At 58.4% G+C, this 13730-nt stretch carries 7 protein-coding genes; 3 read left to right on the top strand and 4 right to left on the bottom strand.

Features of this window, described 5'->3' with window-relative positions; translation table 11 throughout:
* The first annotated feature begins 244 nt into the window (after nucleotides 1-244).
* The 3 genes from E5180_RS13680 (at nucleotide 245) to E5180_RS13690 (ending at nucleotide 9293) form a co-directional block, all read left to right on the top strand.
* Complete coding sequence (locus E5180_RS13680; RefSeq protein WP_138924870.1) at nucleotides 245-754, top strand: hypothetical protein; 510 nt, start codon at nucleotides 245-247, stop codon at nucleotides 752-754.
* A gap of 57 nt (nucleotides 755-811) precedes the next feature.
* Nucleotides 812-3463 carry an NEW3 domain-containing protein gene (locus E5180_RS13685; RefSeq protein ID WP_254700485.1) on the top strand — a complete coding sequence of 884 codons (2652 nt, stop codon included), beginning with the start codon at nucleotides 812-814 and terminating at the stop codon, nucleotides 3461-3463.
* A gap of 91 nt (nucleotides 3464-3554) precedes the next feature.
* Nucleotides 3555-9293 (top strand): DUF11 domain-containing protein, encoded by a 5739-nt coding sequence (locus E5180_RS13690; protein WP_138924871.1) that lies wholly within the window; start codon nucleotides 3555-3557, stop codon nucleotides 9291-9293.
* An 85-nt stretch (nucleotides 9294-9378) separates the two neighbouring features.
* Here the strand turns inward: E5180_RS13690 and pnp are convergent, their stop codons facing one another.
* The 4 genes from pnp to E5180_RS13710 all read right to left on the bottom strand — a co-directional run bounded on the left by pnp (nucleotide 9379) and on the right by E5180_RS13710 (nucleotide 13727).
* The gene (gene pnp / locus E5180_RS13695; protein ID WP_138924872.1) at nucleotides 9379-11514 is read right to left on the bottom strand and encodes a polyribonucleotide nucleotidyltransferase; all 2136 of its coding nucleotides are present in this window, start codon (nucleotides 11512-11514) and stop codon (nucleotides 9379-9381) included.
* A 217-nt stretch (nucleotides 11515-11731) separates the two neighbouring features.
* A complete protein-coding gene (locus E5180_RS13700; protein WP_138924873.1) occupies nucleotides 11732-12205 on the bottom strand; it encodes a GNAT family N-acetyltransferase in 474 nt (157 codons plus the stop codon).
* 94 nt (nucleotides 12206-12299) lie between these two features.
* Nucleotides 12300-12569 carry a 30S ribosomal protein S15 gene (rpsO, locus tag E5180_RS13705; RefSeq protein WP_093731948.1) on the bottom strand — a complete coding sequence of 90 codons (270 nt, stop codon included), beginning with the start codon at nucleotides 12567-12569 and terminating at the stop codon, nucleotides 12300-12302.
* A 204-nt stretch (nucleotides 12570-12773) separates the two neighbouring features.
* Nucleotides 12774-13727, bottom strand: a complete 954-nt coding sequence (locus E5180_RS13710; RefSeq protein ID WP_138924874.1) for a calcium-binding protein — start codon at nucleotides 13725-13727, stop codon at nucleotides 12774-12776.
* Between the last annotated feature and the right edge of the window lie 3 nt (nucleotides 13728-13730).

Consider the following 13730-nt stretch of genomic DNA (forward strand, 5'->3'; position numbering starts at 1 on the left):
CGCCTGCCTTGCGCAGTGCGGCGCGGGATTGCAGCTGCAATCACCGCGCGAATTGCGTGTTGTGCCCTCGAATTGATAGCGCCGCATATACGGACGGGTAGAGGGCTGCCCAGCAGATCAAAAATCTAACCCTAAGCGAGAATGCACCGCGAGATATTTCCCGTGATGATGAATTCAGGACAGCCCAGCCACTGGGACAGTTCATCAAAACTGCCGGCGAGGGCCGGTCTACAGGGGAAACAATATGTCACTTAAAACCAACCAGATTGCCCGTGCGTTGCTCGCAGGTGTTGCGATTTCTGTCGCCGGTGTGCCGGCTTTTGCGGACGCACTTTCAAGCACCTTTTCCTTCCGTATCGTTGAAGCAACCGAGGGCGAAGAAGCTCTGATCGAACGGGGTACGGTACGCCCCGGCGAGGTCATTCAATACCAGCTGCAGCACGAGAACACGACCGAGCAAGCACTTGCAGGGATCGTCATTGCGGCGCCGGTACCCGAAGGGGTGACCCTGACGCTGGGCGCCGAAAGCACCTCCATCAAGGCTGTGTTCGAAGTGCAGGCCGACCTCGACCCTGAAAACGATGGCCTCGAATGGTCCACACTCCCCGCCACACGCATGGTCGCCGGTGCAGATGGCACACTTCAACCAGAACCGCTTCCTGAGGATCAGATCGCTGCCGTCCGTTGGACGCTAAGCGAACCTTTGGAGTCAGGCGAAATCGCACTCAACAGCTACCGGGTGCGCGTCAACTGATCGGGGGGAACCTGATCCAATTTGCTTATCTCAAATTAAATCAAAGGAACGACTAACGTGAAACATCAATCATTCTTCATGCGCTCTGCAAGCGCGATGGCGGTCACAGCCGCATTTGGCGCAGTCGCCATGGCTGCCTCGCCAGATGCTGGGTCCGTGATCGGCAACCAAGCGGTTGCGACGTATACAAACGAAGCTGGCGATACCATTACGGTCACGTCAAACACAGTTGAAACGATCGTGCAGCAGGTTGCTGGCGTCACGATGACGTCGAATAACATCGAAACCATCGCACCTGGTGGCAAAGCCTTCCTACCGCACATCATCACCAACGACGGGAACGGCGCAGACTTTTTCACACTCGCGGCCGCTGAAACCGATACTGGTACGCTCCAGACTTCTAACATCGTCTTCTATCCGGATGCGAACATGGATGGTGTCGCCGATAGCGCCACGCCGCTAAGCGAAACGCCAACATTAGCACCGGGCGAACAGTTCGGCGTCGTCATCGAGGTCTCTGTCCCATCGAATGCAACAGGCACCGACAACATCGCCGTCACTGCGGTCTCGAACCTCGATGGCACCGAGACAGCCCTCAATACTGATAAGTTGACCATTTCTAACGGTGCGATTGTCGAACTGGTTAAGTCTATGGTTGCGGATGCCGCTTCCGGTGGGAACACAAACATCGTCGACGCCGGTGACACAGTGACCATCAAGCTGACCTACTCTAGCACCGGTCTTGCTGCAGCGGAAAACTATGTTGTCGACGACATCCTTGACGGCCGCTTGGAATACGTCCCGGGCTCGGCTCGGTGGTCTGACGTCGCTGACCCGCTAGATGACACCAATCCGTCTTCTGAAGTCGACGATCAAAACGGTGCGAGTCCAACGCCGGACGAAATCACCTTTGACAACGCCGGTCAAAGCGTGAACTTCACCATCTCGCGCATCGGCTCCGGCCGTTCTGGTAGCGTGACCTTCCAAGCGGTGATTTTAGGCACTGCGGATGCGGGTATCATCGAAAACGTCGCGACACAGGTAATTGACACCGTCGACTTCCCGCCATCGAACACAGCTTCGATCATCGTAGATGACCAGTTCGCAGTTTCCATCTCTGATACAGCGATTGACGGTGCCGGTGCTGCGGTTCCAGCCACAGCTTCTGGAACAGATGATGACGGGCTGAACGACGATATCGTGACAGAGACCGGCGATGCGGCCCAAGGTGGCACAGTCAAACACGAGTTCGTTCTGACCAACCGTTCCAACCAGACCGACAGCCTGACGCTCGACGTTGACACCCTTACCGATACCTACCCAGACGGCACAACCTTCCGGTTTGTAGGCGCAGATGGGGTGACACCGATCATCGGTTCTGTAGGCCCGATAGCTGCAGGTGACAGCGTCAAGGTCACCTTGATCGCTACGCTGCCAACAGACGTCGCACCAACCGCCGCTGCCAATTATAGCGCGACCGTGACAACCACGTCGGATGCGTCGGGTGTCTCGGATATATCGACAGCGACATTCACGGGTGCCATCCTCGCGTCGTCAGTTGATCTTGAGAACGCGGTCGTAGGGTCCGAAGGCGATGGCCTTGACCCCACCAACGGTGGCGCGCCCTGGGTGAACTACCCCACCGATCCCGGTGCGCCGGTCACCTATGACATGGTCGTTCAAAACAACGGTCCGGTATCCGACAGCTACAACCTCTCGCTTGCGCAAGCTTTGCCCGCTGGCTGGACCGTCGAATTCCGCTCTGCTGACGGGTCTGCGATTACCAACACCGGGACCATCCCGGCTGGTTCAAGCGATACCTTCACCGTTGTGATCACCCCGCCTGAAGATCAGGTCCCCGGCGACACATTGGTAGACATCGCGTTGGTCTCTTCTGTATCGGGCCAAGGCGACCGGATCGTCAACGAAGTCACCGTAAGGGAAGTCTACAACGTAGAGATCATCGACGATCAGACGGCTCAAGCTTCGCCCGGTGGGATCGTCGATATGATCCACACCATCACCAACACCGGTAACGTTGCTATCACCGAGGGTGCAATCGATGACGCAGGGCTAGACAACTTCTCGGGCGCATTGTTCTGGGATGCCAATGGCAACGGTGTGATCGACCCCACCGAATTGGTGATCGACAACTTTGATGATCTAACGGACGGGGTATCGGCTGGTGTGAACGGGCTTGCCCCCGGTGACAGCATCTCGGTGATCTACCGTGTCCAGACGCCATCGACAGCGACAAGCGGTGTGACCGAGAACAGCGTTATCACGCTTAGTTCATCGCTGAACAATGCCACAGCGACCGACGCGGATGCGACTGACAACGCAGTAGAAGACCGTATCGTGATCATCTCTGGTGACATCACGCTGAGCAAGTTCCAGTACATCGACGCCGGCTGCACTGGCGCTGTCGGGACCTTTACCAAGACCCGTCAAGACGTCGAACCAGGTCAGTGTATCCGCTACAAGGTTGTAGCTGAAAACACCGGCTCCTCTCCCGCTGCAGACGTCATCATCTCTGATGCCGCACCCGCCTACACGTCGATTGTCGATTGTGGCGGCACATGCAGCGAGACGCTCATCCCGGCAGGCAGCACCGCCACAGTCACGCCGAGCAACATCTCGAGTGACCACGGCACGGTTCTTCCGGGTTGGTCCGCTGAACTCGAATTCACCGTTCAGGTGGACGAGTAAGCGTACCTTTGGTCCCCCGGAGCACCTTCCCCCCCCCTCGCTCCGGGGGGCCGCATTTCCTCTTAACAAAAATAAAACAGGGTTAGATCAAATGGGCCGCACCGTTCACAAAACCGCTCTGCGCATGATGTCGTGTTTCTGGACCTTCGCGCTGGTGATCTCCCTTCTACCACAAGGTACCGCTGCCAAGCAGGTCCCCGCAGGAACCCTTATCCGCAACGTCGCGCAGACGATCTATTTTAACGAAGCGCTGGGCATCATCGAAACGGTTTATTCGAATGCCGTGGACGCCAAAGTCGCCGCAGTGCCTGCGCTGGATGTAAACGGATACTCTGAATTGATGCTGACCCGCGGCGCGATGGCCCAATACTATTTTGAGGTCACCAACATCGGAAACGTGCCGCTGAACGCCGACATGACCATGAGCCACCAGACCGGGGCGGCGATGATGAACGACACGAGTCTTGTCCATGACGCGAATGCCAACGGGCGCATCGACAATGGCGAGGCCACGATGAACTCCGGCGCGCCGATGTTTATGGATGTGGGCGACACTGCTCAGCTTATCTACGAATTCCGCACCTCGTTTCACGCCACGCCTGCCACATTGATGCAGTCGGTGTTGTCGGTGTCGGCCACCAGCGCCACGCGCATCGCCAGCCGTCGCATCCTGTCGGGCGCAGCGGTTGGCAAGACCACCATTGTGGGCAGCACGCTTGAACTGCAAAAGGAACAGACCATTCGCGAGATGGAGGTCGAGACACAGCTGACCTACACGCTACGCCTGCGCAACGATTCTGACGGGGACGTGCTGGCCTATGGTGACGTGCATGGGGCGCAGATCCGCATCGACGGGACGGGTGCCACAGGGGTTCTGCTGCGCGACGAGATCCCGCTGAACGCCCGCTTCCACAGCATCACCGATCCAAGCGCCATGGTTGCACTGTACCACGCAGCGGGCGACGCGCGTCATGACTACCAGACCACGCGCCCCGCCGGCGAGGTCGACGCAGTAGCGTTCTTTCACGAGGGTGACTACGAAATCGGGTTTGCCCGCGACCCCGCCTTTATGGTGAGCGCGCCCATGGGCCTGGGCGATATAGAGGTCGCCAACACCGCCCGCAGCTTTATGAAAATGGAAGATCGCACTGTCGATATAGACTCTAACACTACTGTTTATCGCCGCGATTCATCTGGCGCGGGCATCCTGCGGTTCGAGCATCCTGAAACCGCAGAGGACCAGCCTCATGCTGTGCCCAATAGCGATACGCGCCTACGTCTGACCGCGGGTGCTTGCAACGACACGATGTCGGTGGACCGTGTGATCGTTACCCTGCGCAGCTTTTTGACCGGCGACGTAGAGCGTGTGACCGCGACCGAAACAGAGCCTAACAGCGGCATTTTCCTTACGCCGGCCGTACCCATGGCGCGGATGGACATGCCTGCGTCCGGTGACAATGTCGTTGCGACCACTGATGGGGACCGCCTGATCGCCACCGCTGATTGCGCCGATGCCGCGCTTGAAGATGAATTGCTGATCACTCCCGGTAACTTTCTGTTCAACTCCCTGACCAACGAGCCGATTGGCGATGTGACCATTGCGCTCATGGATATGAACACGGGCGCTGAAATGGCGCGTCGCATGACCGATGCCCGCGGCTTCTTTAGCTTCGGGGTGATGCCTGGGGGTGAGTTCCAGTTCGCAGTCATGAACGCCCCTGAATGGGACGTGCCTTCGGTGCGTGCCGATTTCCCGGGCTTTAACCGTCGCGTTGCCAGTGCCGGTTTCATGGCGAGCTTCCGTCATAGCGGCGGTATGCTGGCGGTATCGGATATCCCTGCGGATCCGCACTACAGCCTGCCACTCACGCTCGGAAAGCAGGCAGACAAAGACACGGTCGGCGCAGGCGAGTTCGTCGTCTATACCCTGAATTTCTCTAATAACATGAACCAAGCGCTGATCGGTGCAGAGATCCTGGATCGCCCGCCTTATGGCAGCCAATTGGTTGCAGGCTCGGTGACCTTCAACGGTGAACCTATCGAAGACCTCACGATCGATCCATCGGGTGACATGACCTATGCCTTGGGGCCGCTTGCACCGCTCTCGAGCCACGAGGTGAGCTATGTCATGCAGTTCACCGCAGCTGCCCGCGAAGGCCGCAACGAGAACACGGCAGTGCTGATCGGGCGTCAGGCCGGCACCGGGACTGTGATCCAGTCCCAGACCGCCCGTGCGATGGTCAAGCTGAACAACAGCGGTGGCGTCTTCGCCCGCGAAGCGACTGTAATCGGGTCGGTCTTTCTGGATTGCGACAAAAACGGTATCCGCGGCGACCACACAGAGCCAGGCATCCCCGGCGTGCGTATCGTGACGCAAGAAGGCCTGTCGGTCGTGACTGATATGGATGGTAAATACTCTCTGTTCGGCCTGCGCCCTATCACCCATGCGTTTCTGGTGCAGGAAGAGACCCTGCCCGTAGGCACCGAAGTGACCGTAACACGCACCAACGATCTGCTGCGCGGTGGTTCGCGGTTGATCCCGCTGCGCAAGGGGGAACTGCGAGCCGAACATTTTGCTGTGCGCGACTGCACCCCCGAAGCGATGGCCGAAGTTGCGCAGCGTCGCAAGGATTTCGAAGAGCAGCCTCAATCCAATGCGCTGACGGCGGCCGATCTGCCCATCGAAGGTCAGCGTGCGCCTGTGCGTTCCGTGCGCAGCGAAGCCGGCGTGGCGACGACCACTCAGCTGACACCGCGCTTGATGCAGCGGTTGGACGAAAGCCGCGCGGCGAACTCCGTTGCTGAAAAAGCGTCCGGTAGGGCACAGCGCCAATCGCTTGAGCTGCTGATCAAGACCCTCGACGACGCGCCTGGTTTTATTGACCTGACCGACGGGCAGACGCTAGACCGCCGCACCCAAAGTGTACGGGTCAAAGGGAAGGGCGAACTGTCGCTGGGCCTGCTGGTGAACGGACGCGAGCTGAGCAGCGACCGAGTGGGCGAGCGTACGCGCTTCGAAAAAAACAACACGCAGGCGCTGGATTTCGTGGCGGTTAAGCTGAACGCGGGGAAAAACACCCTGACACTGGTTGGCCGTGACGGTTTCGGCATCGAACGTGTGCGCCAGCAGATCACTGTTGTTGCCCCCGGCAAGCCCGCAAAATTCGAGGTGATCTTGCCCGCCACCGCACCTGCATCGCCGACCGATGTGATCCCGGTTGTGGTGCGTGTTCTGGATGCCCGTGGCCTGCCTGTGCCTACCTCCGGCACCGTGACGCTAAGCGCCAAGCTGGCACTTTGGGACGTAGCAGACATCCGCGAAGGCACCCCCGGCGTGCAGGTCTATCTCGACAACGGCGAGGCGACCTTTGGGCTGATCCCGCCACAGGTTGCCGGCACGGACCGTATCACCATCAGCGGTGCCTTTGGTCGCGCCGAAGAGACCATCACGTTCACACCTGATCTGGACCAACGCATCATGATTGGCGTGATCGAAGGAGCCGTGGCCTTGGGTGGTGCGAAGGGCGAACTGCTGAACGCGGACCGCTTCAGCTCTTTCGAAGATACCACCACCGGTCTGCGCGGCGAAGTGTATCTGAAGGGCGTGATCTCGGGCGATGCGCTGCTGACCTTGCGGTATAGCTCGGACCGCGACACCGAAGATCGCCTGTTCCGCGACATCCGCGGCGATGAATTCTATCCGGTCTATGGCGATAACTCCGAACGCGGCTTTGACGCGCAATCTTCGGAAAACCTCTATGTCAAAGTCGAAAAGGGGCGTTCCTATATCCTGTACGGTGACATCGCGATCGAACCCGAAGCCAGCGCCTTGAAGCTTGACGGGATGCGGCGTGTGGTGACCGGTGCCAAGGCACATTGGGAAAACGACAAGGTCGGCGTGACACTCTTCGGTGCCCGCACCGCCCAAGAGCAACGCGTGCAGGAATTCCCCGGGCGTGGTGTTTCCGGCCCCTACGATCTGGATCTGGACGGCTATGTTCAAGGCTCCGAACGGGTCGAACTGCTGGTGCGTGACGAAGAGGGCGGTGATGTGATCTCTACCACCGCACTGCGCCGTGGCACCGACTACCTGCTCGATTTCTTTGGCAATTCGATCACCTTTGACGATGCCGTGCGCCAGTTCGACGGTCAGGGCAATCCTGTGTCGGTCCGCGTGACCTACGAAGTGGACGTGGAAGGGGCTGATCGCTACTGGCTCTATGGCGGGGAGGTAAACGTCGCGTTGACCGACCGCACCACCGTTGGCGCGCGTATTGTTCATGCGGACGCCGAACGGGGCAATGCCGCCCGAGAGCGGCTGCATTCAGCCTATATTCGCCACGAGGGGACGCAGGGTGGCGTATGGGAAGCCGAAGCCGGGCGTTCCGAAGATGCGAATGGTGTATCGGATACCGCCTACCGCCTGTCCTATGACATCCGCAAGGAAACCGGTCACTTCAACTTTGAAATGGTGCACACAGGGACCAAGTTCGCCGCGCGCGGTGGTCTGGCGCTGCCCGGTACCACCCGTGCAAGGTTGAACTACGGTTTTGAAATCGACGGGAGCAGCGACTTTGTGCTCGGTGTGGATTATGTGCGTGACCGCACCTCTGCCATAGAGCGTCTGACTGTCGATGCTGTCTATGCCAAGGAGTTCAGCACAAACTTCAAGGGCTACATCGGGCTGGAGTACCGCCTGGACCACACTGCGACCTCCAAAAAGACCCATCCCGGTCTGATCCTTGGTGGCCACTGGACCCCGGCGAACCGCCCCGGCACCGTCATCACCGCAGAGCTGCGTCATCCCTTTGGCAGCTCTGACCGACCGACGGAGCTGACCTTGGGCATGTACCGCGAGCCCGTTCCTGGCTGGCGCGCCTATAGCGAGGTCGAGATGACCTTTGGTGACGACACCGTGACCACACACGCCAAGCTTGGTTTCTCTTACGACCTGAACGACTGGCTGCGCGGAAGCACGGATTTCGTCAAAGGCTTGGGGTCTTCGGACACCTTGTTTACCCAAGCAATGATGGGCAAATGGGCGATGAACGGGAACACGACTTTCAGCTTCGGAATCGAACATTCCCGCAGCATGGAAACCGACGATCACCGTCTGACCAGCGTGGCCCTTGGCGCGAAATGGGGTTCCAGTGCGCAAAGCTGGGTGGGGGATGCCGATGCGGACACAACGTTCGAAGACACCGGCAACACCCATTATGCGAGCTTTGGTATCGCGGGTAAGATCACGCCGGACTTCACCATGTTAGGGCGCACCCGCGTCGCATTGGACAAGCGTGAAGGCCGTGACCACCGGCGTATCCGGTCGCGCGCCGGGATCGCCTATCGCCCGGTTCACGATCCACGCCTCGAAGTTCTGGCATGGTATGAGCACCGCATCGAGCAGCGCGAGACCAAGTCAGTGACCCATATGTGGTCTGTTGATGCTTCCTACGAAATGGATGCCGATTTGCGCTTGAACGCTAAATACGCGGGCCAGTCGCAACGGGTGACGACATCGGGCGGCATCTCTGCCCGTGCCCTAACCCAGCTGCTTCAGGCCGGCTTTAACTACGAGTTTGGCAACAACCGGTTCCAGATTGGCATGAACGTCGCGCATCTGTGGGACAACCAAGGCAACATGACCAACGGCATCGGTGCAGAGATCGGCTTTGCCCCGACCAAGGGTGCGTTGATCGCCTTGGGCTATAACCGCGCGACGAACAAATCCTCCCTGCGCAGCGACCTGTATCAGGAAGGGCTTTACCTTCGGTTCAAGCTGCTGCTCGACAACTCCCTCTGGGATCGTCTGGACGGCTTTATGGAGGGATAAAACGGCAAACACGTATCGTAGACAGGATACAAAAAAGCCCCGGCACTAATGCCGGGGCTTTCTGTATTCAGAACGAGGAGGAAGATTACTCTTCGCTGCCTTCTTCTTTCTTGATCTCTTCGCCGGTTTCCTGATCGACAACTTTCATCGACAGGCGCACTTTGCCGCGATCGTCAAAGCCAAGCAGCTTTACTTTCACTTCCTGACCTTCCTTCAGAACATCCGAAGGGTGGTTCAGGCGGCGGTTTTCGATCTGGGATACGTGGACCAGACCGTCGCGCTTGCCAAAGAAGTTCACGAACGCACCGAAATCAACGATCTTGACGACGGTACCGGTGTAAACCGCACCTTCTTCAGGCTCGGCCACGATGGACCAGATCATGTCGTAGGCTTTCTTGATCGAGTCGCCGTTTGGCGATGCGATTTTGATGATGCCTTCGTCATTGATGTCGACTTTCGCGCCGGACACTTCAACGATCTCGCGGATCACTTTACCGCCGGACCCGATAACTTCACGGATCTTGTCGGTTGGGATCTGCATCGTTTCAATGCGTGGTGCGTGAACCGAGAATTCACCCGCGCCAGAGATAGCTTTGTTCATCTCACCAAGGATGTGAACGCGGCCAACCTTGGCTTGTGCCAGAGCTTTCTCCATGATCTCGGGCGTGATGCCTGCGATCTTGATGTCCATCTGCAGCGACGTGATCCCTGCTTCGGTACCGGCAACCTTAAAGTCCATGTCGCCCAGGTGGTCTTCATCACCCAAGATGTCGGACAGGATCGCATAGGAGCCGTCGTCTTCGAGGATCAAGCCCATTGCAACACCCGCAACGGGCGCTTTCAGGGGTACACCCGCGTCCATCATGGACAAGGAGCCACCGCAAACCGACGCCATCGAGCTGGAGCCGTTCGATTCAGTGATCTCGGACACAACGCGGATGGTGTAGGGGAAGTCGGTGGAGGCAGGCAGAACCGCCTGCAACGCGCGCCAAGCCAACTTGCCGTGACCGATTTCGCGACGACCAGGGCCGGAAACGCGGCCAACTTCGCCAACCGAGTAGGGCGGGAAGTTATAGTGCAGCATGAAGTTGGATTTGAAGTTGCCGTGCAGCGCGTCGATGAACTGTTCGTCGTCGCCGGTGCCCAAAGTGGTCACAACCAGGCCCTGCGTTTCGCCACGTGTAAACAGCGACGACCCGTGGGTGCGGGGCAGGATGCCGGTTTCAGCCACGATATCGCGGATCTCGTCGGTCTTGCGACCGTCGATACGCGTACCGGTTTTAACAACGTCACCGCGCAGGATGGACGCTTCAAGACCTTTCAACGCGGAACCAAGGTTCGCATCGTCTTTTTGCTCGTCGGTCAGGGCTGCTTTGATTGTCTCGCGGGCGGCGGCAACAGCGGCTGTGCGTTCTTGCTTGTCTGCGATTGCAAACGCGGCGCGCATGGCTTCTTCGCCAGCGGATTTGACAGCTGCGGACAGATCCGAGTAGTCAACCGGCTGGAAGTCAAACGGCTCTTTCGCGGTGTCTTCGGCCAGATCGATGATCAGGTCGATAACCGGTTGGATCTGCTCGTGCGCGAATTTCACCGCACCCAGCATTTCTTCTTCCGACAGCTCGTAGGCTTCGGATTCAACCATCATCACCGCGTCTTTGGTGCCAGCGACAACCAGATCAAGACGTTGATCAGGGTTCAAGCGCAGGTCCTGCATGTCGTCGACAGTTGGGTTCAGAACGTAATCGCCACCTTCAAAACCAACGCGGCAGGCAGCAATCGGACCACGGAACGGCGCGCCGGAAATGGTCAGCGCGGCCGAGGCGGCGATCATCGCGACCATATCGGGATCGTTAACCAGGTCGTGCGACAGAACGGTACACATCACCAGAACTTCGTTTTTGAAGCCGGGAACGAACAGCGGGCGGATCGGACGGTCGATCAAACGGGCTGTCAGTGTTTCTTTCTCGGTGGGGCGGGCCTCACGCTTGAAGAAGCCACCCGGTACTTTACCGGCGGCATAGTATTTCTCTTGGTAGTGCACGGTCAGCGGAAAGAAGTCCTGACCGGGTTTTTGCTGGCGTGCAAAGGTGACGTTCGCCATGACGCTGGTTTCGCCCAGTGTCGCGATCACCGAACCGTCTGCTTGACGGGCCACTTTGCCAGTTTCCAGTGTCAGCGTTTCTTCGCCCCACTGCATGGATTTTTTCGTTACATTAAACATCTACGTTTCCTGTTTCGGCCCGGATCGGGCCATTTGCGTAGAGGGCATATTCCCCCTGACTCCGGTATCTTCTTTGTCGGGCGCTGGAGTCCGGGCGCCGGCTTTCAGATTGTGCGGCCATACAGCAGTTTCGATGCGATGGGAAGGGAAGCGTTGCCCGTGTGACATGGGGCTTTCACGCGTCCTGCGCAGGCTCGGGCAGAGGACGCTGACGAGGTCAGTCAGGCAAGCTCTTGAACATCTTGTAGTTTTGCAAGGTGACCTTGTCTTTGATCACCGTGTTAGGTGCGCCGACGGTCCAGCCCATGCGAATGAAAAACGGTTTTGCTTGTTCGCTGGCAAAGGTCCGCAGCCGCGGCGCGCCCAAAACACGGGCGCGGATTTCAACGGCATGGTACATTGATCGGCCGACGCCTGTTCTCGTGTGGTCTGGATGCACAAAGGCAAGATCAATCAGCCCGCTGGCATCAATGGTCATGAAGCCGATCATCCCGCCACCGCTCTCGGCGACGACACCTGAAACGCCATCGAAACGCTTTTCCCAAGCCACTGGTGCAGGTGCTTTTCCGGCCCAGGCTTCTCGCTGCGCGGCAGAATATACATCAGCTGTGCCCCGGTGCACCGCAGCAAAGAAAAGCAAGGCGGCCTCATTGGTATCTATGGGGGTCAGGTCGCGCAGGTGGATCGGCATGGGGGGGGCTTTTACGAACATAAAGATATGAAATGAAAAAACCGCACCCTGTTGTCAGGGTGCGGTTCTAATCGTGGCGGTACTGCAGCGCGGGTTAGCGGCGCAGGCCCAAACGTTTGATCAGGTCCTGATAACGCGCGTCATCTTTACCTTTGACATAGTCCAGCAGCTTCCGGCGTGTCGCAACCATTTTCAAAAGGCCACGGCGACCGTGGTTGTCTTTCTTGTGGGTTTTGAAGTGCTCGGTCAGCGTTGCGATGCGCGAGGACAGAATGGCAACCTGTACTTCGGGCGAACCGGTGTCGCCTTCTGTGGTGCCGAATTCCTTCATGACGCGTGCTTTTTCTTCTGGCGTAATCGACATCGGGGTCTCCTTTTTGAAAGGTTAAAGTGATGGCACAGGCCGGGATGTCGTCCAGCACAGGCCCATGGAGTATCCCCCGCTGACAGGAATCAACGGGCGATGGGGGCGTATAGGAAAGTTTAGCCCGCTTGGCAAAGCATTATTGTCCGGTCGAGGTGTAACCCGCATGGGGTAAGGACGGGCAGGGGCGTGCAATTTTAATTTTCATCCGCGCGTCAGTCCCGCAGCCAAGGCCGAGCTGAGCGGAATAAGCGATAGGTCGCCGGGCATCAGAAGCTGTTCCGATTGCACCTTCGCCACGACCGTCCCGTCCATCGAAATCAGGTGAGAGTGTAAATCATTCGGGTCCGGTTCTATCAACACACTCGGCGCTATTGCGGTTGCATCGCTGTCGTCCCAGACCAGCAACAGGCTGTCATCTACGATGTCGAAAGCACGAATGTCGACGATGCCGTCGGGGCTGACCCAATCACCGAGGATCACGTCATCGCGCCCGTCACCCGGGGTCACCGTGTCGTTGGATCCAGCAAGGATCACATCATCACCCCCACCGCCATTCAGATAATCACCTTCGTCGGTATCGCTGATGCGCGCGTCTTGCGGGTCTTGGTCAACGATACCGTTGATCGTATCGTTCCCCCATCCGCCAAATAGCGCATCCCCCCCGCGCCCACCTGTCAGCACATCGTCGCCAAGCCCGCCCATCAAGGCGTCGGCACCACTGTTTCCATACAACCAGTCCTGCCCGGCAGAGCCATTCAGCGTATCTTGGCCCGCCCCACCTTGCAGCACATCATCATCATTGTGGCCGGTAAGCCTATCCGCGGCTTCGGCACCTGCCAAGACATCGTCGCCGTCATTCCCATGCAGGTCATCATCCCCCGAACCGCCGATCAATGTGTCGTCACCGCCGTCCCCAAAGACAGTGTCATCGCCGCCCGCCGCATGCACAAAATCGTCGCCGTCATAGGCCGCGACATGATCGCTGCTGGCTGAGCCGGTGATCAGGTCATCCTCAGGTGTGCCAGAGATCAGTTGGAACGTAGGGGTATCTTCATCGAGACCAGAGTCTTCTTCTTCCTCCTCCTCGACACTGATGTCGATAAAGGCGGCGGCCCCCACGGTGATCAACCCCATTAACCCAGCAAGAAATAGCATTTA

The sequence above is a fragment of the Sulfitobacter sp. BSw21498 genome (assembly GCF_006064855.1).
Taxonomy (GTDB): domain Bacteria; phylum Pseudomonadota; class Alphaproteobacteria; order Rhodobacterales; family Rhodobacteraceae; genus Sulfitobacter.